Genomic DNA, 19,438 nt, shown 5'->3' on the forward strand with positions numbered 1-19,438 from the left:
GGAGGCATCAATGGAATCGATCGCATGGATGGCCTGGACGCTGCCGACGGCGATCTTCTTCGCCGCGCTGGCCTGCACGCTCGCCGTGATGACGTGGCTTGCGGCGGTCTATCCCGAAGCCGAGCGCGTCGGTGTGCTCCGAATTCCGACCACGCGCGGCGACCGCCTGTTCATTTCGCTGATCTCGGCGGCGGTCATCCACCTTCTCTGGATCGGCTTCTTCGGCACCGATGCGATCGCAACGCTGCCGATCGGCGAGGAAGGCGTTGAAATCTCGCGCCTGTGGCTCGCAAGTGGAATTTCGCTGGTCACGGCCGTGCTCATTTTTCGCACGGTCTGAAGCTCGCGAAGAGACGGCCAGATCCGGGGGCAATCCGGGTCTGTATAAAAGTTTGTCGCTGCAACGGAGGAACAACATGCGACAGTTTAGGAGAAGGAAAGGCCCATTGACCAAGAATAGCTTTCTGACCATGTCCAGCGCCGCCGCCATCATTGCGGTGTCGTTCGCCGTCTCGGCGCCGGTCCGCGCCGCCGACGACGCCGTGATCCAGAAGTGGATCGCGGAATTCACGCCCTCGACGCTGTCGAAGGAAGACCAGAAGAAGGAGCTGGAGTGGTTCGCCAAGGCGGCCGAGCCCTTCAAGGGCATGGAGATCAACGTCGTCTCCGAGACCATCACGACTCACGAATATGAGTCGCAGACGCTGGCCAAGGCGTTCTCCGAGCTCACCGGCATCAAGCTCAAGCACGACCTCATCCAGGAAGGTGACGTCGTCGAGAAGCTGCAGACCCAGATGCAGTCCGGCAAGAACGTCTATGACGGCTGGATCAACGATTCCGACCTGATCGGCACGCATTTCCGCTACGGCCAGACCGTCGTGCTGTCGGACTACATGACCGGCGAGGGCAAGGACGTCACCGATCCCATGCTCGACGTCAACGACTTCATCGGCAAGTCGTTCACCACGGGGCCGGACGGCAAGCTCTATCAGCTGCCCGACCAGCAGTTCGCCAACCTCTATTGGTTCCGCTACGACTGGTTCACCAACGCCGACTACAAGGCCAAGTTCAAGGCCAAGTATGGCTACGAGCTCGGCGTGCCCGTGAATTGGTCCGCCTATGAGGACATCGCCGAGTTCTTCACCAACGACATCAAGGAGATCAACGGCGTCAAGGTCTACGGCCATATGGACTATGGCAAGAAAGACCCCTCGCTCGGATGGCGTTTCACCGACGCCTGGCTGTCGATGGCCGGCAACGGTGACAAGGGCATTCCGAACGGCCTGCCGGTCGACGAGTGGGGCATCCGCATGGAAGGCTGCCGTCCGGTCGGCTCCTCGGTGGAACGTGGTGGCGACACCAACGGTCCGGCCGCGGTCTACTCGATCACCAAGTATCTCGAGTGGCTGAAGAAGTACGCGCCGCCGCAGGCGCAGGGCATGACGTTCTCCGAAGCAGGCCCGGTGCCCGCGCAGGGTAACATCGCCCAGCAGATGTTCTGGTACACCGCTTTCACCGCCGACATGGTGAAGCCGGGCATCGCCGTGATGAACGCGGACGGTACGCCGAAATGGCGTATGGCTCCCTCGCCGCACGGTTCGTACTGGAAGGAAGGCATGAAGCTCGGCTACCAGGACGCCGGCTCCGTGACGCTGCTGAAGTCGACCCCGGCGGATCGCCGCAAGGCGGCCTGGCTCTATCTCCAGTTCATCATCTCCAAGTCGGTAAGCTTGAAGAAGAGCCATGTCGGTCTCACCTTCATCCGTGAATCCGACATCTGGGACAAGTCGTTCACCGAGCGTGCGCCGAAGCTCGGCGGCTTGATCGAGTTCTACCGCTCGCCCGCGCGCGTGCAGTGGACCCCGACCGGCAACAACGTGCCCGACTATCCGAAGCTCGCGCAGCTGTGGTGGCAGAACATCGGCGATGCGTCGTCCGGTGCGAAGACCCCGCAGCAGGCGATGGACGCGCTGGCCGCCGCTCAGGACTCCGTCATGGAGCGCCTGGAGAAGTCCGGCGTCCAGGGCGCCTGCGGTCCCAAGCTGCACAAGAAGGAGACGGCCGAATACTGGTTCGCCAAGGCCCAGAAGGACGGCACCATTGCTCCGCAGCGCAAGCTCGCCAACGAGAAGCCGAAGGGCGAGACCGTCGACTACGACACCCTGATCAAGTCGTGGCCTGCAACCCCGCCCAAGCGCGCGGAAGCGAAGTAACGTCGTGAGACGTCATGGCCGGGCAAGAGTGCGAAGCGCGTCTTCGCGAAATTGACCCGGCCATCCATCAAGATCGAAAGGCCGGGAGCGATCCCGGCCTTTTTTCATCATTGTTGTCGGGCGCTATTTGCATCCGCTATTTCCGCGCTGTAGTAGCCCCAACGGCACCGCCGATAACAGCGCCTGCAAATATCTTTGCTATTTCCAAGAACCCGGCAGTTGCCTTTTCGGCATTGCCGCCCGTAGCGAGTCCAATGGCACCCAGAATTCCAAATGCGAGTGTCATAAGAGCAACGACTGCGGTGAAGCCCACGAATGTTCGATTAAACCACCCCTCCCGCGGCGCGGGTGTCGCGGGAGGGACGGGTGTCCCGGGGATATATTCTCGGAGAGCGTCGAATGCGTCTTGAGCGTCAATCTCGTTCCGTTCATGAACTTTTGCGATTTCCGTCGCTCGACTTGAAACGCGTGCCTTGATCGGTGGAATATAAAGGTCCCAAACCTTTTCGAATGTTTCTGGCTCAGCCATGACTTCCCCCAAAAGGTTGTAAATTCGCATTACAACCTAAGGAGGATTTTATGTCAAATGCTCGTTTAGCGTCGGAGCCTCACTCCGCCGGCTCGGCCGCCAGCGTCGGGTAATCCGTGTAACCCTTCGCGCTGCCGCCGTAGAACGTGGTCTTGTCCCAGTCGTTCAGCGCCGCGCCCTGCTTCAGCCGCTCGACGAGGTCGGGGTTGGAGATGAACGGCTTGCCGAAGGCGATGAGGTCGGCCGCATTGGTGTCCAGCACCTTATTGGCGAGATCGAAATCGTAGCCGTTATTGGCGACGTAGGCGCCGGCAAAGCGCTTGCGCAAGGATGCATAGTCGAACGGCGCGATGTCGCGCGGGCCGCCAGTGGCGCCCTCGACGACATGGAGATAGACCAGCTTCAGCCCGCTGAGGCCGTCGACGATATGGTCGTACAGGGCTTGTGGGTTGGAATCCGAGATATCGTTGGCCGGCGTCACCGGCGAGATGCGGATGCCGGTACGGTCGGCGCCGGCCTCGGCCACCACGGCCTTGGACACTTCCAGCATAAGCCGCGCGCGGTTCTCGATCGAGCCACCATAGGCGTCGGCGCGCTTGTTGGCGCCGTCCTTGGCGAACTGCTCAAGCAAATAGCCGTTGGCGCCGTGAATCTCGACGCCGTCGAAGTCGGCCTCCAGCGCGTTCTTCGTGGCGCGCTTGAAATCGTCGATGATGCCGGGGATTTCGGAGAGCTCGAGCGCGCGCGGCTCGGAGACGTCGGCGAAGCCGCCGTTCACGAAGGTCTTGCCCTTGGCGCGGATCGCGCTCGGTGCCACGGGGGCTGCGCCACCCGCCTGCAGATCGACATGCGAGATGCGGCCGACATGCCAGAGCTGGACGAAGATCTTGCCGCCGCGCTCATGGACCTTGTCGGTGACCTTGCGCCAGCCGGCCACCTGGTCCTTGGAATAGATGCCGGGGGTGTCCTGGTAGCCTTGACCCTGCTGCGAGACCTGGCTTGCTTCGGTGATCAGGAGGCCGGCCGAGGCGCGCTGGCCGTAATAGTCGGCGGCGAGTACACCGGGCACGAAAGTGCCGGGCACCGCGCGGTTGCGCGTCAGCGGCGCCATGACGAGACGGTTGGCCAGCGTGATCGGGCCGAGCTTGTAGGTCTCAAACAATTTGGTCGAACGGCTCATGGGGGATGTTCCAGACGGTGAAAGGTCAGGAACACTTGTGCATCGCGACATCAAGCGCAAGAGATGAGCCATACGGAAAGTGCAGGCGAGCTACGCGACGGGGCCCGCGTAGCATAATTCATGTGCGATCTTGGCCGTGACAGTGGATTACGACCGCCACGGCCGTGCAATTTCGCAAATCAGTTCGCGCCCATAAAATCCCGCTTGCCGATCTCGACGCCGTTGTGGCGCAAAATGCCGTGGGCGGTCGCGGCGTGGAAATAGAAGTTCGGCAGCGAGAACGCGCTCAGGAATTGCTGGCCCTTCATGGTGATGGATTTGTCGGGGCCGGCGGGGAAGGTGACGTCTTTGGTCTCGGCACCTTCGAACTGCTCGGGCTTGAACGACTTCACATAGTCGATGGTCTTGGCCAGCCGCTGCTTCAATTCCGTAAAGCTGGTCTCGGTGTCCGGCGTCGAGGGCACCTCGCTATGGGTCAGCCGGGCGCAGCCCTTGGCGGCGAAATCGCTGACGAGCTGGACCTGCTTCGACAGCGGCAGCATGTCCGGGAAGAGGCGCGAGCCGAGCAGGACACTGGGGTCGATCTTCCTGGCCGCGCAATGCGCCTCGGCTTTGGTGAGCAGGCCGGTGAGGCTGTTCAGCATTTGCAAATAGGCGGGGACGGCCGCGTCGTAGAGGGACATGTGATGCTCGCTTGTGAATGGGAAATCTCAGGAGAAAACCTGAGCTACTCACATGGGAGGCTCACGGAAAAATACAATCGCGGGGAGCCGCTTGTGCAGTGCGAAAATTCTACCTCACCATCCCCGCCGGCTGCGCCTGCGCCGTGGCGCCGCGCATGCGCGCCAGCAGCTCAGCCGTTGGCCACGAATCGGCCGGGAGACCGTGCTTGATCTGCATCGCCTTGACGGCCGCGCGGCTCTGCTGGCCCAGCACGCCGTCGACCTTGCCGACATTGAAGCCGGCACGCACCAGCAGTTGCTGCAATTCCTTGAGCTCGTTGAACGGCAGCTGCGCCACCGGCGCCGTCGGCTTGCGCATCGGCGCGGCACCTGCAATGCGCGAGGCGAGATAGCCTGCGGTGGTCGAATAGATCAGCGAGTTATTCCACTCGGTGTAAGCCGCGAAATTCGGGTACGCCATGAAGGCCGGACCATTGCGTCCCATCGGCAGCAGCACGGAGGCCGCGAGATTGTCATTCGGCAGCGGCCGGCCGTCGGGATAGGTGACGCCAAGCTGCGCCCATTTCGAGCGCGGCTCTCGCACCGTGAGGTCGGTCTGCTCCCACGGCAGGTTCTGCGGCACCTTGATCTCCTCGAGCCACGGCTCGCCGCGCCGCCACTTCAGGCCGTTGGCAATGTAGTTCGCGGTCGAGCCGATCACGTCGGCTGGCGACCGCAACAGATCGCGCCGTCCGTCGCCGTCATAGTCGACAGCGTAGTTGACGTAATGCACGGGCAGGAACTGGGTCTGGCCGAGCTCGCCGGCCCAGGAGCCGATCATCTCGTCGGGATGCAGATCGCCGCGGTCGATGATTTTCAGCGCGGCGATGGTCTCGCCCACGAACATCTCCGAGCGCCGGCAGTCATAGGCGAGCGACACCAGCGATTTCAGCGTCGGCAGATTTCCCATGTTGGCGCCGAAGTCACTCTCCAGCCCCCAGAACGCGGCGATCACCGCCGGCGGCACGCCATATTCCTTTTCCGCACGCGCGAATGCGGCAGCGTATTGCTTGATGTGCTGTTGCCCGTTCTGCATGCGATAGGGCGCCGCCATGCGACCGGCGAATTCGGTGAAGAGCTGGCCGAACACGCGCTGACCGCGGTCGCGGTTGACGATGCCCTGGTCGTAGACGAGGTAGGGCGAAGCCTCCGCGATCGTCCGCTGCGATACGCCGGCGGCCACAGCCTGTTGCTTCACGTCGGCGAGGAAGCGATCGAAGCTCGCACCGTTATGGCACGCCGCACGCGGCGAGGCTGCGGTGGTCCTGGGCGCCACGGGTTTGGCGGGCGGCGGCGCGAACTGGGCGGAGGCGGTGGCGGAGCATGCGAGGAGCGCGACGGCCGCGATCAGAAATCGGGTCTGGACCATAGGGGTTCCGGTGGGGAAGGGGCAGGCGTGGATTCGCCCGAAGTTTAGGTGAAGTGATGGCCCCAGGCCATCCTTTCCGTGCCATGCCAGCATATGGAATGCGCGTGGATGCCGGCCTAGCCGAACAGCCGCATCAGCAGCGCTTTCCCGACCGGGAGCGCCCTGACGCCCTGATAGGCGCGAACATACTCGCCGGCATAGAACGCCCTGATCGCATGCACGCGTGTATCCATGCCTTCCTCGAAACGCACCGCGAATCCATCCGCGGTCCGCCGCACCACGACCGCGGCGATCGGGCGGCCATAAATCCGGCATTCGATCGCGCTGCCGGGGTGCGGCGGATCGGGATCGATCAGGCGGGCGCCGGTGATCGAGATGTCGGCGAGCCGCGCGAGATGCGACTTGCCGTGCTGGCGCAGCAGCACCGTCTCATTGCGATCAAAGCGCTCCGCCTTGCGCTTGCGCGGCTGCTCGATGCAGACGAAGCAAACCACGGTGAGGATGAATGCGTTGTAGAGGCTCCAGGTCAGAGCCAGCCCGCCGTAGGCGATGTTCTCGCCGCGCAGGTGCAGGATGAAGGCATAAGCGATGGCCGCGAGCGTGACGAGAAGCGCGGTGCCATAGAGCCGCAGCAGCGGCCATTCGACAAATCTCCTGTCCCGGTCCCCGCCTTTCGCCGTGACCTTGAACTTGTGTCCTTTCGGCTTCAGCAGACCGGTTGCCACCGCCTTCAGCACTGCGGGCGCGGCGATGAGTTGCGAGACATCAGTCATCATGGCCAGCGACCGGCCGTGCGACAGCCAGGCCATGCTGAGGCTGTGCCAGACATAGAACGGCAGAAAGAACCGGAGCAGCTCGCTCAGGTCGGCCCGGACCGCCTTGATGCCGAATAGCAGGAACAGCCAGGGCACCACGAGGCCCGCGACCTTCGACGTGTAGACCGCGGACCAGCTCATGAAAGCATCGACCAGCGAGAGCCGGTCGATGAAGGAGAGCTTCGACTCCCTCGACAGCGGTCCGCTGCGGCCGCGCACGATTTGCATCAAGCCTAGGCACCAGCGGGCGCGCTGGGTGATGTATTCCTTCAACCCTTCCGGCGCGAGCCCGATCGTCAGCCGCTCGTTGAGATAGATCGTGTTGAGGCCTTGCTCCTTCAGGCGAAGGGTGACGAGATAGTCTTCCGTGACGGAATCGGTCGGAAACCCACCGATCAGCATCAGTCCGTCGTAGTGAATGAGCGATGAGGTGCCGCAGCAGAATGCGACGCCCCAGGCGTCCTTCGCCGGCAGCAGGATGTCGAAGAAGAAGCGTTGCTCGTCTGGCCAAACGTCGGTTGCAGCAAGGTTGCTCTGGATCGGGTCGGGATTGATGAAGTGCTGCGGCGTCTGCACCACCCCGACCGAAGCATCGTCCATGAGCGAGATGGTCCGCGCCAGGAAGTCGGGCCGCGGCACGAAGTCAGCATCGAGGATGGCCACGAATTGCGGCGGCTTCGGCATCGCACCGACATGTCGGAGCGCATGATTGATATTGCCGGCCTTGGCGTGATGGTTGTCGGGCCGCGTGAGATAATGGCAGCCGAGTTCACCCGCGAGTCGCCGCAGCCAGGGCCGTCGGCCGTCGTCGAGCACCCAGACGCGGTAGTTGCCGTACGTCATGCCGGTCGCGCCGATGATCGTGCGCTCGAGGATCGATCGTTCCTCGTTGTAGGTGCAGATGAAGACGTCGATCAGCGGCGCGCCGGGATCGAAGGCGCGGCTATCGATCCTGGCTGACCTGGAACGATCGATTGTTCGGCTCAGGAACAGCAGAGACAACGTGACCGCGACGAGCGAGGCCGCTTCCAGCAGCATGAAGGGATAGCCGATCACGGCATCCGCGGTCAGATGCGGCGGCGGGAGAGTCGCTGTGACTCGCCAATGGAGATAGCGGAGCAGGAAAACGACTGACACGATAGCCAGGAACGAGCGTGCCATCGTGCTGTCGCGCCTGAGCAGCGGCACGATCGCCATGAAGGCGCCGAGCGCAATCAGGCCGGGCGTCAGCGCCGTCGTCATGGCGCGGTCTCTTGCCTTGCAAACACCACGCGGCCGGTGCGTCCCACCGTGCAGGCGTGGGCAGCGCCATCACCGAGCGCAACGGTCACGCGATAGGGCTCCTTGCTCAGCGCGTCGGGATTGATGGCGAGATTGGCGGGCGCGCCGGCGGCGCCGGTCAGGTTGACCACGGTGCCGGAAATCGCTGCGCCGCCGTCGTTCGGCTCGAAGGTCGCGTGGTCGCCGAGCTGCAAACGGTTGTAGACGCTCTCGGTGACGTTCGCGGTGATGACGGCGCCGCTGCAATCGAGCACCTTGAGCAGCGGTTGGCCGGCTTGCACGTCCTCGCCCGGCGAGGTCATCATCTCCCAGACGCGCCCTGTGACGGGTGTCGTGATGTTGGCTTCGGACAGATCGGCGAAGCGAATCTCTTCGGTGATGATCTCGCTGGCGAGCCAGGCGATCTCGGTGTCTGTGCGTGCGAGGTCGGCGTCGAGGTCGCCGGCACGCTGGCGCATCTCTTCCTCGCGTTGCACCGAGCTCGGCCGGTCGTTGTAGCTGTCGCCGAGGAAGGAGCCGTTCCGTGCCGCGGTAAGCTCTACCTTGGCCGCGTCCAGCCGCTTGCGCGCACCGAGCTCGGTCTGCTGCGACACGGAAAGCTCGCGCGTCAGCCGTGCCAGCTCGACGGTCGAGACGTTGCCGGATTTCGCCAGCGAGGATGCGCGGTCGACCGCGGCACTGGCTTCCTCCCGCCGCGCTGCCGCGGCCTCGATCGAGGTCTGGATCTCGGCGATCCGGGCCTCGAGCTGGAGCACGCGTCCGTCGCGGAATTGCGTCGCCTGCCGCGCCAGGTCCTTTTGCGCGGCCTGGGCCGAGGCAAGCTTGGCGGCAAGGCTCGGCCGCTCGTTCTCCAGGCGCGATTTCTGCCGCCGGAGATCGTCGAGCCGGGTGCGATCGCCGCGCGGGTTGACCACGCGCAGGACCACGGTCCCGGCGTCGAGCCTGGCCTGATCGGTCAAGCGCTGCGCGGCTGCCACCCGGCCGCCGATGGGTGTGCGCAGGGTGACGAGGCGGGAATTCAACACGGCCTCGACGCTTGAATACTCCCAGACCGCGCGCAGCGGCAGCCAGCCGAAAATGGCGATGAGGGCAAGTCCGATCGCGATCTTCGCGCCGCGCCTCAGATGTGGCCAGCGCCGCTGCGATTCCGGCTCTGTCTTCGCATCGGGTGCGGGGCCGGGCTCGTCATTGGCGAACATCTGCTCGTACAGCGCCTCCTGCAATCCCTTCGCGTCAGTCCTCGTGTCGATCTTGGCGTCAATCTTGGCGTCGTGAGGGGAGGGAGCAGATGCGGGATCGACGGAGGCGGCGCTCGAGCGGTCCATCATGACGGTCACCTTGCTGACGGGGTGCCAACGGAACCGGTCAATGCGCCGCGGCCGCGCGGCGTGCCCGGTTACCACGAATTAAGCCGCGATTGCGCTTTCCAGGTTGCTAAACGTCTGCGGGTGTTTTTGCGCAAATCCCGCTCAAGCTTTAGCGGCGCGGGAAAGGCTGACGCCACGATGGAATGTGCGGCCGGGCGACGCACGAACCTTGCGGTAGCAGGCAGCATTCATACCTCCGGGGTGCCGGCCAGAGGTTCGCCCGCGGCCGCCTTGGGAGACGGCCATGAACTATTTTCGTACCGCAATGCTGCTCGCAGGCCTCACCGCCCTGTTCATGGGCGTCGGCTATCTGATCGGCGGTGCCTCCGGCGCCATGATCGCGCTTGTCATTGCCGCGGCAACGAATCTCTTCACCTACTGGAACTCCGACCGCATGGTGCTCAGCATGTACGGCGCCCATGAGGTCGATCGTTCGACCGCGCCGGAGCTGGTCGGGCTGGTCGCGGAACTTGCGGGCCGGGCAGGCTTGCCGATGCCGCGCGTGTTCCTGATGGATGAGGTGCAGCCCAACGCGTTCGCGACTGGCCGCAACCCGCAAAACGCCGCCGTCGCCGTCACCACCGGCCTGATGGGCCAGCTCAGCCGCGAGGAGCTCGCCGGCGTGATCGCGCACGAGCTCGCCCATATCAAGAATCACGACACGCTGCTGATGACGATCACTGCGACCATCGCCGGTGCGATCTCCATGCTGGCGCAGTTCGGCATGTTCTTCGGCGGCAACCGCGAGAACAACAATGGTCTCGGCATCGTCGGCTCGATCCTGATGATGATCCTCGCCCCGCTCGGCGCCATGCTGGTGCAGATGGCGATCAGCCGCACCCGCGAATATGCCGCGGACAATCTCGGTGCGCGCATCGCGGGGCAGCCGATGTGGCTGGCTTCCGCGCTGGTGAAGATCGAGGGCGCCGCGCATCAGGTGCCGAACTATGAGGCCGAGCGAAACCCCGCGACCGCGCACATGTTCATCATCAATCCGCTGTCGGGCCATGGCGTGGACAATCTGTTCGCCACCCATCCCTCGACGCAGAACCGCATTGCTGCGCTTCAGCAGCTCGCGGCCGAGCTCGGCACGCGGCCGGCGCCGTCGGTTGGCGCCAACGAGAACTATCCGCCGCGCGGCCCATGGGGGCGCTCGTCCTCGCGTGGTCCCTGGGGCTGAAATGGAACCTGCGGCAATTTGCGGTCGGCTTTGTGACCTGGCGCACACAGGATCGTCGGAGCCGGTGTTAAGACCCCGACGAGACACTTCCTTCGAAAGGGGATGCGTGACCGGCTCGCTGCCGGCCACCGTCGAAGATGACCAGAGCTGCCGTACCATTGCTGATCGTCCTGTGCGTGCTCGTCGGCCTGTCCACGCACATGGTCGTCAATTGCGGCGACGAGGACGATCCCGACATCTGCTCGGCCGTGATCGGCTTCTCGCCGCTGCGCGGCTCGCTGATCGCCTTTGCCTATGAGGGGCGCGGACGGATCGCGCTGCGCCATGGTGACTTCAGGCGGGCGGTCGCCGATTTCGACGAGGCCATTCACCTCAATCCCAATCGCGCCTCGCTCTATCGCGACCGCGCGCTCGCGCGCCGTCAGAACGGCGATCTTGAACTCGCCATCGCCGACTATGACGAGGCGATCGCGCATGATCCCAAGCGCGCTGCGCCGTATCACCAGCGCGGTCTCGCGCTCGCCGCCACGGGCGATCTCGACCGCGCGATTCTGAGCTACAACACGGCGGTTCGCCTCGACCCCTCGGACGCCCAGGCCCGCCTCGACCGTGGCCTGGCGTTCCTCGCCCGTGGCCAGGCCGACGATGCGCGCGCCGATTTCGAGGCGGCGCTGGCGCTGCCGGCCGGCAAGGACGGTCGCACGCGCGAAGCCGCGCGCGCCAGGCTCGCCGAACTCGCCAGCGCCGAGCCGACGCAGGTGTCAGTGCCGAGGCAGTGAAGGGGCTCTATCCACCGAATCCTGGAATCGTAGGGTAGGCAAAGGCGCCCTTGCGCCGTGCCCACGATCTCTACAATACGGCAACAGACGCGTGGGCACGCTTCGCTTTGCCCGCCCTACGGCGCTGATTGTGCGGAGGGATACTCCTCATCCGCCTACTTCGCCTTCTTGGCTTTGGCCTTCTTTGCCTTCGCGGCCTTCTTTGCCGGCTTCTCCTTCGCCTGCTTCTCGACCTTCACGGCGATCGGGGTGCTGGCGGCAAGCCGCATCGACCGCGCGTAGCTGTCGGCGACGTTGTCGGCGGACATCTGCAGACGCTTGGCGGCGGCAGTGGCCTGCTCCATGGTGGCCTTGGCCATCATCTTGAAGCGGTCGCCGGTCTCCTTGCCCTTGGCCTTGGCCGCCAGGCCGTTGAAGCGATCCCGCCGCTCCTTGGCGCGGGTCATCAGGCCCGTATGCAGCTGTCTGGCCAGCTGCCGGATCACGACATCCAGGTCGGCGTCCGCCATGTTGTTCTATCCTCTTCGAAAAATGGGTCTCGATGCGGGCGGGACTATGCAGATCGGGCCCCGCCTTGGCAATTCCCGCCTGGACGTCATCCGCAGCTTCCGGCCTGCAAAACAAAAAAGCCGCGCATTTCGCGCGGCTCTTTGGTTGATCTGGCTGAGGCAGCTCGACGTTCGCCTCACTTCAGCGAGGCGACCGGGCCGTTTGCCGCCGCCGGCTCCGGGTCGAAGCCGAACACGCCGACCAGGTATTTGTAATAGTCCGGCATCTTCTCCTTAAGCGTCTCGCGCGACTTCGGATCGTGGAATTCGCTCTTTCCGGCCAGAAAGATGCTGGCGGTCACGGCAAAGAATTCCATGGGATTCTTCAACGCATAGGATTCCTTGGGGAGCAAGTCCTTGGACTTGGCAAGGGCGAAGTAGGCGATCACGCCCTTGTTGGCGTAGCCGTCCGGCAACAGCCGCGCGTGATAGGCGTGCAGGAGCTCATGCAGCAGCACGGCCTCCTTTTCGTAGCGCATCATGTCCGGCCGCAGCATGATCACGCCGAGGCCCGAATCGACCGCGAGGTCGACGGCGTTCGGATTGGTCCAGCGCTGCTTGTCGTGGTCCCAGACCGTCAGCGTCCGCGGCACGCGGCGTTCGACGTTGGGGGCGACGCGACCGTAGCAGGCGGTGGCGGCGCCTTCGTCGAGGCAGGCGAGCTCGCTGGCGATGATCGGCACGGTGCGGAAGAAGCGCAGCACGCGCGGCGACAGGCCGGCCGCCTCGACCGCGTCGATCTGGCTCTTCAGATTGTCGGTGAGCTTGTCGACATCCTTCCGGTCAGAGTTCTCCGACAGGTCGAACATGTAGCCGCGATAGCTCTGGAAGCCCGGCGGCAGCGACTGCGCTGCATCGGTATCGAGCGATCCGGCTTGGGATGGATTGGCGAAGAGCGCGCCGACAATGGTTGCGGTCAGCAGCAACGCAATGCGCATGATGAACCCCCTGATGTCACTTCGCCCGGCAGAATAGGGCCTTCGCCGTTTGCGAAAAGTGAGTGGGGCGAGACTAAGGCACCGATGTTGAGGCGTGCTTAACCGTTGGTTGCAGATCGCTGCGGCGGATTAGTGCGGGGTTAACCAAGGGTGGGCGGCCGCGCGGGCGCTAGTCTTGCACCGTCACCCTGGGGTGGCCGCTTCTTCAGCGGCCATCGAAGGGCGACGGCCCGGCTGCTGCATCCGGGCCGTGCATCCTTCGAGGCTCCCGGCGCGATGCATTTGCATCGCGCCACTCGCGCCTCAGGATGAGGCTAACTGGCATCTGCTGACTGGCGCAAGGGAAGAGTGGCGTTGATCCAACTCGCCAATGTCTTGGGAATGATTTGAAGCCGCGCGCTCCGGACCTCATTCCGAGGGCCCGCCTCCGGAGGGCGTCTCGAAGAATGTGCGACAACCGCCGCTGCCACACGAAAGCTGCATCGCCTGGCGTCACTGTGACGCCGCCTGCAAATAAGCAACGATCTTCGCCGCTTCCTCCGCCGAGATGCCGCCATAGGGCTGCATTTTGTTGCCCGACACCACCTCGTCCGGCTTGACCATGAAGCGCGCAAGCTTGTCCTGGTCCCAGGCGAAACCGGCATCCTTCATCGCAGAGGAATAATTATAGTCCGGTAGCGCGCCGGCCTTGCGTCCCAGAATCTTGTTGAGGTTGGGGCCGAGGCGGTTGTCGCCTTCCTTCACGGAATGGCAGGTGCGGCAGGAATTGCTGAAGGCTTGGTGGGCTGCCTCGTCGCCCGCAGGCTGCTGCCCGAGCGAGGGGGGCGAGAGAAGCAGTGGCACCGCTCCGGCGGCCGCGATCGTGCGCAGCCATGTACTTCGTGACGTCTGCAGGCGTGATTGCATCTGCGCCTCTATCAGAGCTCGCGCCGCAGCAAGCGCGCGCCGGAATGTCGAGGGCAAACGACAGCGGCCCCGGGGATGTTCCGGGGCCGTTTTGCGTCACAATGTCCTGTCGGTTCAGCGCGTCGCGGTTCCGAGCTCCGCGCGGCGCTCCGTCATCGGCAGCACAATCACCTTGGTGCCGACGTTGACGCGGGAATAGAGGTCGGAAACGTCATCATTGGTCAGGCGAATGCAGCCGGAGGAGACGCGCTTGCCGATGGTGTCGGGGGCGTTGGTGCCGTGGATGCGGTAGATGGTGCCGCCGAGATACATGGCGCGGGCGCCAAGCGGGTTGCCGGGGCCGCCGGCCATGTGGCGCGGCAGATAGGGCTGGCGGGCGATCATTTCCGGGGGCGGAGTCCAGGCCGGCCACTCGGCCTTTCTGGTGACGGACTGCGTGCCCGACCAGGTGAAGCCGTCGCGGCCGACGCCGATGCCGTAGCGCAGCGCCTGGCCGTTGCCGAGCACATAGTAGAGATAGGTGTTGGGCGTATCGATGATGATCGTGCCCGGCGCCTCACGCGTGGCGTAGGAGACGGTCTGGCGGCGGAAGCGCGCCGGCATCTCCACGGCGTCCTGATCCTCGGACGGCTCGGTCTGATAGGTCGGCGCCTGGTAGGGCTGATAGGGCTGGATCGGCTGCGGCGCGGCGAACGGCGGCAGCGGCTGGAAGAAGGGGAAGGGCTGCACCGGCGCGGCCTTGGCTGCACCTGCGAACGCGATTGCGGAGACCGCGACTGCGCCAAAAGCAACGGCGCGCGAAAAAATCTTGAACGTATCCAGATTGAACATGTGATCGCCCCTGTTTGCTCGGTGGTCTCGGCCACCGCGGCACCGTTGCGGTGCTCCGTTGCGCAAGATCACTAACGGCAAAACGTTTCGGGACATTTGCGCGGAAAACCGAAAACGGTTTCACGGCGGCAAGGATTGTTTCATGACGGTTTCGTGGTCGCAGGCGCCCGTTGACGAACAAAACGGTGGGCCGACACTTCTGTGACGTCACACGCCTGAAATATCCTTCGTTGATGGTCGGAAACCGAGAATCATCAAACTCTCGGGATTTCCCCATGCGGGTATTAATCGCGACTGACGCCTGGCATCCCCAGGTTAACGGTGTGGTCCGCACCCTGACCTCACTGGCGAATGCCGCCAAGGCCCTCGATGTCGAGATCGACTTCCTGACGCCGGACGGCTTTCCGTCCTGGCCACTGCCGACCTATCCGGGCCTGCGCATCGCGCTGCCGAGCGGAAAGGAGATCGCGCGGCGGATCGAGAAGGCCTCGCCGGACGCGCTCCACATCGCGACGGAAGGTCCGATCGGCTGGGCCGCGCGAGCCTATTGCCGCCGCAACCGGCTTGCCTTCACCACGTCCTACACGACGCGCTTTCCCGAATACGTTTCGGTGAGGACCGGCATCCCCGCCGCCGTCGGTTATGCCGTGCTGCGCCACTTCCATGATGCCGCCGCGATGACGATGGTGGCGACGCCCTCGCTGCGGCAGGAGCTCTCCGAACGCGGCTTCAAGCGGCTCGGCTTCTGGACCCGCGGCGTCAACACCGAGCTGTTTCATCCCGATCATCCGGCACGGCTCGATCTGCCGGGGCCGATCTTCATGACCATGGGCCGGGTCGCGGTGGAGAAGAATCTCGAAGCGTTTCTTTCGCTCGATCTGCCCGGCACCAAGGTCGTCGTCGGTGACGGCCCGCAGAAGGCGGCGCTCGAGAAAAAATATCCGGACGTGGTGTTCCTCGGCGAGAAGAAGGGCGCGGATCTCACCGCGCATCTCGCCGCCGCCGACGTGTTCGTGTTTCCGAGCCTGACCGATACGTTTGGCGTGGTGCAGCTGGAGGCACTGGCCTGCGGCACGCCGGTTGCGGCGTTTCCGGTGACGGGTCCCAAGGACGTCATCGCCGATCATCCGATCGGTGCGATCGACCACGATTTGCGTACCGCGTGCCTGCGAGCGCTCACCATGTCGCGCGAAACTTGCCGCAACTTCGCGCTGGAGCGCTCCTGGGAAAATAGCGCGCGCCAGTTCGTCGGCAATCTCACCTCACTTCAGCCCAGCCGCGCCTTGCGCGCCTCGCCTCGGATGGCGCGGCGGCCGGTGCGCGGCTGATCCCAAACGTCTGACCCACAGCGAGAACCTCATCGATGGCTAAGATCATGAACCTTGACGGTACCGAACAGCTCGATCTCACCCGTGGCACGGTCGAGCAGGCCTATGACCGCTGGGCGCCCGTCTACGATCTCGTGTTCGGCGGCGTGTTTGCCAAGGGCCGGCAGGCTGCGATCGCGGCCACCAACAAGATCGGCGGCCGCGTGCTCGAGGTCGGCGTCGGCACCGGCATCTCGCTGCCGCTCTATGCACCGCACCTGCGCATCTTCGGCACCGATATCTCGGAAGCGATGCTCGACAAGGCGCGCCAGCGCGTCGCCGAGGGCAAGCTGAAGAACGTCGAGGGCCTCGCGGTGATGGACGCCGAGAAGCTCGAATTCCCCGACAATTCCTTCGACGTCGTGATGGCGCAATATGTCGTCACTGCCGTGCCGAACCCGGAGAAGGCGCTCGACGAATTCGCCCGCGTGCTGCGCCCCGGCGGCGAGCTGATCATCCTCACCCGCGTCAGCGCCGACGCCGGCATGCGCCGCTTCATCGAGCAGAAGCTGCAGCCGGTGGTGCGTCCGCTCGGCTTCCGCACCGCCGAATTCGCCTGGTCGCGCTATGCCAAATGGCTGGCCGGCGCCCACGGCATCGAGCTCGCCGAGCGCCGCCTGATTCCGCCGCTCGGCCATTTCTCGCTGGTGCGCTTCCGCAAGGTCGACGTGGCCAAAGCGGCGTGAGCTGAAGCTCAAGCGTCGCGTGCGTCATCGCGCCGCTGCACATCGTCACATGACAAAATGATGATGTCACACGGCCTACATCGAATCCCTGTAATCCCGTACCCGAAAGCATTTTGGGGGAGAGCATGATCAAGAATTATCTCGAGCAGCTGCGGATCCAGCGCTGGGACGACCATCGCTACTATCACCACAGCCGCATCAACCAGAGCCTGCACTTCGTCAGCGCGCTGAGCTTTCTCTTCGCCTATGTCTGGCTGTTCATCGACCCTGTCATCTCCGCGCTGGTCGGATGGCTGGTCTCGATGACCTCGCGCCAGGCCGGTCACTTTTTCTTCGAGCCGCACGGCTACGACCACATCAACCAGGCCACCCACGAGCACAAGGAAGAGATCAAGGTCGGCTACAATCTTCAGCGCAAGGTGGTGCTGATGGCGATCTGGGCGGCTTCGCCACTGGTTCTGTTCGCCGATCCCACGCTGTTCGGCCTGTTCACGCCCTGGGCGTCCGCGACCGACTTCATGCGGCAGGTCGCCAAGATCTGGCTCGTGGTCGGCGGCGGCGGTCTGCTGTTCCGCACCGTGCACCTGTTCTTCATCCGCGACGTCGAAACCGGCCTCGTCTGGATGACCAAGATCCTGACCGATCCCTTCCACGATCTGATGCTCTATCGCAGCGCTCCGCTCGCCCTGATGCGCGGCGAGCTGATGGACCCTGGCCTGCACCTCAACCCCGAGCACACGCTGGGCCTCATCGGCGAGCCCGCGCTCGAAGAGCAGCACGCCTGAGCGCGCTACGTATACGACACACTCCGATGTCCAACGGTTGCGTCATGCCCGGGCTTGTCCCGGGCATCCACGTGTTGGGGGCTTCTTCTTCGCCTCTCGCCGCGTGCGGGCAAATGGGATCGAGCGCGGCCACAAGTGCCGTCATTCCGGGATGGTCCGAAGGACCAGACCCGGAATCTCGAGATTCTCAGGTGCGCAATTGCGCACCAGAGTTCGATGCTTTGCATCGCCCCGGAATGACAGTCGTTATGTGGAGAGAGCCGGCCTCAGCGCCCGAAGCGCTTGGCCAGCATCTCTTTCAAAATCTGCCGCTTGATCTGCTTGTTGGTGAGCACGCCGTCGTGCCACCAGAAGCCGTCGGCTTTCATCTTCCCGGCGGCACGAACGAAGCGTTCGGCGACCTCGCTGAAATCGGCGTCGGTGTAGTTCAGGCTGAAGATCAGCCGGCCGGTGCCGACCCAGCTCAAGGACAGGCCTTCGGCGCGCAGGTAGTATTGCAGCATCCAGTTGTAGCGGGACGGCGTGGTGTATTTCACCGTCCAGATCGACGAGAAGTTGGCGAACCGCACCGGCAGGCTGGCGTCGGTCATCATCTGGTTGAGCCTCTCGGCGCGGCCGTTCCAGGTAGCGTCCAGCCCGTCATAGATGGCGCGGAAGTTCGGGCTGGCGAGGCGGCTCAGGAACTCGTCCATCGCCGTCATGACGTAGGGGTGCGAGTTGAAGGTGCCGCGGGCAAAGCAGATGTCGGCGGGCCGGTCGTCGCGGAAGCGGCGCATCAGCTCGCGCTTGCCGCAGACCACGCCCACCGGCAGGCCGCCGGCGAGGCTCTTGCCGTAGGTCACCATGTCGGCGCGCACGCCGAAATATTCCTGGGCGCCGCCAGCGGCGAGGCGGAAGCCGACGAAGACCTCGTCGAAGATCAGCACGATGCCGCGCTCGGTGCAGACTTCACGCAGCCTCGTGAGCCATTCGGTGTAGGCCGCGCGATCGAAATTGCCGCCGCGAGAGGAATCCACCAGCGAGGAATCGCCGGGCGCGTTGGCGTTCGGATGCAGGCCCTGCAGCGGATTGACCAGCACGCACGCGATGTCCTTGCGCGTGCGCAGGACGTGCAGCGTCTTATCGGACATCTCGGCGAGGGTGTAGGTCTCGTGCGCGGGAATCGGGTTGCCGACGCCGGGCTGCACGTCGCCCCACCAGCCGTGATAGGCGCCGGCGAAACGAACCAGATGCGTGCGCTTGGTGTGATAGCGCGCGAGCCGTACCGCCTGCATCACGGCTTCGGTGCCGGACATGTGGAACGAGACTTCGTCGAGGCCCGAGATCTGGCAGAGCCGGCTCACGTTCTCGAGGATGACGGGATGATAGGGGCCGAGCACGGGACCGAGCGCATGTGCGCGCTTCTCGGCGCCGTCGATGCACTCCTTGTAGCAGTCGTTGCCGAAGATGTTGACGCCGTAAGATCCCGTGAGGTCGTAGGACGTGTTGCCGTCGACATCGGTAACGGTGACGCCGCGCGAAGACTCCATGAAGGTCGAGGTGCCCAGATGCTCGCGGACGAGGCGCGAGAACTGGAATGGCACGCGATAGGTCTCGGTGAAGTGCAGGTCGGAGATCTTTTCAGCCGCTTCCTTCGTCATCGCGCGTCCCTTGGGGTAGCGCTCGGCGTAGAGTTTGGCGAGGCGGAAGAAGGCGTCCTTGCGCTGCGCGGCGATGTTCGCGGGCGCACCGTCGCAGGAGAAGTAGTTGTCCTCCCCGAACTCGTAGAACGGGAGCAGCTTCGCCACCCGGCGCGACATCTTGGAGTGCCCTGCGAGCGAGCGGTGCTTGGCGCGGGACAATTCGACCCGCGCCTTGAGCTTCGGGAAGACGGCGGCAGCAGACGCTGCGGCGGCCACGGACATCGAGAGAATCGGGAGTGTCGTTTCCATGACAACAAGCG

At 64.2% G+C, this 19,438-nt stretch carries 18 protein-coding genes; 7 read left to right on the forward strand and 11 right to left on the reverse strand.

Annotated elements, in window-relative coordinates; all coding sequences use genetic code 11:
- Positions 1-10: 10 nt before the first annotated feature.
- Complete coding sequence (locus tag RAD04_RS11750) at positions 11-340, forward strand: DUF2160 domain-containing protein (RefSeq protein WP_018323269.1); 330 nt, start codon at positions 11-13, stop codon at positions 338-340.
- A 130-nt stretch (positions 341-470) separates the two neighbouring features.
- Complete coding sequence (locus RAD04_RS11755) at positions 471-2,213, forward strand: ABC transporter substrate-binding protein (protein WP_026202903.1); 1,743 nt, start codon at positions 471-473, stop codon at positions 2,211-2,213.
- Positions 2,214-2,349: 136 nt separating this feature from the next.
- On the opposite strand, the gene RAD04_RS11760 is transcribed toward RAD04_RS11755, so the two are convergent.
- From RAD04_RS11760 to RAD04_RS11785, 6 genes are all read right to left on the reverse strand, one after another.
- The gene (locus RAD04_RS11760) at positions 2,350-2,742 is read right to left on the reverse strand and encodes a hypothetical protein (protein ID WP_461623918.1); all 393 of its coding nucleotides are present in this window, start codon (positions 2,740-2,742) and stop codon (positions 2,350-2,352) included.
- Between the two features lie 79 nt (positions 2,743-2,821).
- Positions 2,822-3,922, reverse strand: a complete 1,101-nt coding sequence (locus RAD04_RS11765; RefSeq protein WP_461623919.1) for an alkene reductase — start codon at positions 3,920-3,922, stop codon at positions 2,822-2,824.
- 179 nt (positions 3,923-4,101) lie between these two features.
- A complete protein-coding gene (locus RAD04_RS11770) occupies positions 4,102-4,605 on the reverse strand; it encodes a DUF1993 domain-containing protein (protein ID WP_461623920.1) in 504 nt (167 codons plus the stop codon).
- Between the two features lie 109 nt (positions 4,606-4,714).
- Positions 4,715-6,013, reverse strand: coding sequence for a lytic murein transglycosylase (locus tag RAD04_RS11775; RefSeq protein WP_461623921.1), 1,299 nt, complete (start codon positions 6,011-6,013; stop codon positions 4,715-4,717).
- A 116-nt stretch (positions 6,014-6,129) separates the two neighbouring features.
- Positions 6,130-8,070 (reverse strand): glycosyltransferase, encoded by a 1,941-nt coding sequence (locus RAD04_RS11780; protein ID WP_461623922.1) that lies wholly within the window; start codon positions 8,068-8,070, stop codon positions 6,130-6,132.
- Positions 8,067-9,437: an HlyD family secretion protein gene (locus RAD04_RS11785; protein ID WP_461623923.1), complete on the reverse strand. Its 1,371-nt coding sequence runs from the start codon at positions 9,435-9,437 to the stop codon at positions 8,067-8,069. The genes RAD04_RS11780 and RAD04_RS11785 overlap by 4 nt, the downstream gene beginning before the upstream one ends.
- Before the next feature lie 283 nt (positions 9,438-9,720).
- Between RAD04_RS11785 and htpX the strand changes: the two genes are divergently transcribed.
- A complete protein-coding gene (htpX, locus tag RAD04_RS11790) occupies positions 9,721-10,656 on the forward strand; it encodes a zinc metalloprotease HtpX (protein ID WP_461623924.1) in 936 nt (311 codons plus the stop codon).
- A 137-nt stretch (positions 10,657-10,793) separates the two neighbouring features.
- Positions 10,794-11,435: a tetratricopeptide repeat protein gene (locus RAD04_RS11795; RefSeq protein ID WP_018323277.1), complete on the forward strand. Its 642-nt coding sequence runs from the start codon at positions 10,794-10,796 to the stop codon at positions 11,433-11,435.
- Between the two features lie 155 nt (positions 11,436-11,590).
- Here RAD04_RS11795 and RAD04_RS11800 read toward each other — a convergent pair whose 3' ends face one another.
- From RAD04_RS11800 to RAD04_RS11815, 4 genes are all read right to left on the reverse strand, one after another.
- Positions 11,591-11,944: a hypothetical protein gene (locus tag RAD04_RS11800; protein WP_461623925.1), complete on the reverse strand. Its 354-nt coding sequence runs from the start codon at positions 11,942-11,944 to the stop codon at positions 11,591-11,593.
- Positions 11,945-12,120: 176 nt separating this feature from the next.
- The gene (locus RAD04_RS11805) at positions 12,121-12,921 is read right to left on the reverse strand and encodes a hypothetical protein (RefSeq protein WP_461623926.1); all 801 of its coding nucleotides are present in this window, start codon (positions 12,919-12,921) and stop codon (positions 12,121-12,123) included.
- A 492-nt stretch (positions 12,922-13,413) separates the two neighbouring features.
- Entirely contained in the window at positions 13,414-13,827 is a 414-nt protein-coding gene (locus RAD04_RS11810) for a c-type cytochrome (protein ID WP_461623927.1), read from the reverse strand.
- 114 nt (positions 13,828-13,941) lie between these two features.
- A complete protein-coding gene (locus tag RAD04_RS11815; protein ID WP_461623928.1) occupies positions 13,942-14,658 on the reverse strand; it encodes a L,D-transpeptidase in 717 nt (238 codons plus the stop codon).
- A gap of 275 nt (positions 14,659-14,933) precedes the next feature.
- On the opposite strand from RAD04_RS11815, the gene RAD04_RS11820 reads away from it, so the two are divergent.
- From RAD04_RS11820 to RAD04_RS11830, 3 genes are all read left to right on the forward strand, one after another.
- Positions 14,934-15,986, forward strand: a complete 1,053-nt coding sequence (locus RAD04_RS11820; protein WP_461623929.1) for a glycosyltransferase family 4 protein — start codon at positions 14,934-14,936, stop codon at positions 15,984-15,986.
- Positions 15,987-16,021: 35 nt separating this feature from the next.
- Positions 16,022-16,711 carry a class I SAM-dependent methyltransferase gene (locus RAD04_RS11825; RefSeq protein ID WP_461623930.1) on the forward strand — a complete coding sequence of 230 codons (690 nt, stop codon included), beginning with the start codon at positions 16,022-16,024 and terminating at the stop codon, positions 16,709-16,711.
- Between the two features lie 125 nt (positions 16,712-16,836).
- Positions 16,837-17,496: a hypothetical protein gene (locus RAD04_RS11830; protein WP_461623931.1), complete on the forward strand. Its 660-nt coding sequence runs from the start codon at positions 16,837-16,839 to the stop codon at positions 17,494-17,496.
- A 266-nt stretch (positions 17,497-17,762) separates the two neighbouring features.
- Here the strand turns inward: RAD04_RS11830 and RAD04_RS11835 are convergent, their stop codons facing one another.
- Entirely contained in the window at positions 17,763-19,427 is a 1,665-nt protein-coding gene (locus RAD04_RS11835) for an aminotransferase class III-fold pyridoxal phosphate-dependent enzyme (RefSeq protein ID WP_461623932.1), read from the reverse strand.
- Positions 19,428-19,438 lie beyond the last annotated feature (11 nt).

The sequence above is a fragment of the Bradyrhizobium sp. 25ACV genome (genome assembly GCF_054863005.1).

Excerpts from the sequence above, each read along its gene's own strand:
- RAD04_RS11750 (WP_018323269.1), top strand. The coding sequence starts at position 11 with ATGGAATCGATCGCATGGATGGCCTGGACGCTGCCGACGGCGATCTTC.
- RAD04_RS11755 (WP_026202903.1), top strand. The coding sequence starts at position 471 with ATGTCCAGCGCCGCCGCCATCATTGCGGTGTCGTTCGCCGTCTCGGCG.
- RAD04_RS11760 (WP_461623918.1), bottom strand. The coding sequence starts at position 2,742 with ATGGCTGAGCCAGAAACATTCGAAAAGGTTTGGGACCTTTATATTCCA.
- RAD04_RS11765 (WP_461623919.1), bottom strand. The coding sequence starts at position 3,922 with ATGAGCCGTTCGACCAAATTGTTTGAGACCTACAAGCTCGGCCCGATC.
- RAD04_RS11770 (WP_461623920.1), bottom strand. The coding sequence starts at position 4,605 with ATGTCCCTCTACGACGCGGCCGTCCCCGCCTATTTGCAAATGCTGAAC.
- RAD04_RS11775 (WP_461623921.1), bottom strand. The coding sequence starts at position 6,013 with ATGGTCCAGACCCGATTTCTGATCGCGGCCGTCGCGCTCCTCGCATGC.
- RAD04_RS11780 (WP_461623922.1), bottom strand. The coding sequence starts at position 8,070 with ATGACGACGGCGCTGACGCCCGGCCTGATTGCGCTCGGCGCCTTCATG.
- RAD04_RS11785 (WP_461623923.1), bottom strand. The coding sequence starts at position 9,437 with ATGATGGACCGCTCGAGCGCCGCCTCCGTCGATCCCGCATCTGCTCCC.
- htpX (WP_461623924.1), top strand. The coding sequence starts at position 9,721 with ATGAACTATTTTCGTACCGCAATGCTGCTCGCAGGCCTCACCGCCCTG.
- RAD04_RS11795 (WP_018323277.1), top strand. The coding sequence starts at position 10,794 with ATGACCAGAGCTGCCGTACCATTGCTGATCGTCCTGTGCGTGCTCGTC.
- RAD04_RS11800 (WP_461623925.1), bottom strand. The coding sequence starts at position 11,944 with ATGGCGGACGCCGACCTGGATGTCGTGATCCGGCAGCTGGCCAGACAG.
- RAD04_RS11805 (WP_461623926.1), bottom strand. The coding sequence starts at position 12,921 with ATGCGCATTGCGTTGCTGCTGACCGCAACCATTGTCGGCGCGCTCTTC.
- RAD04_RS11810 (WP_461623927.1), bottom strand. The coding sequence starts at position 13,827 with ATGCAATCACGCCTGCAGACGTCACGAAGTACATGGCTGCGCACGATC.
- RAD04_RS11815 (WP_461623928.1), bottom strand. The coding sequence starts at position 14,658 with ATGTTCAATCTGGATACGTTCAAGATTTTTTCGCGCGCCGTTGCTTTT.
- RAD04_RS11820 (WP_461623929.1), top strand. The coding sequence starts at position 14,934 with ATGCGGGTATTAATCGCGACTGACGCCTGGCATCCCCAGGTTAACGGT.
- RAD04_RS11825 (WP_461623930.1), top strand. The coding sequence starts at position 16,022 with ATGGCTAAGATCATGAACCTTGACGGTACCGAACAGCTCGATCTCACC.
- RAD04_RS11830 (WP_461623931.1), top strand. The coding sequence starts at position 16,837 with ATGATCAAGAATTATCTCGAGCAGCTGCGGATCCAGCGCTGGGACGAC.
- RAD04_RS11835 (WP_461623932.1), bottom strand. The coding sequence starts at position 19,427 with ATGGAAACGACACTCCCGATTCTCTCGATGTCCGTGGCCGCCGCAGCG.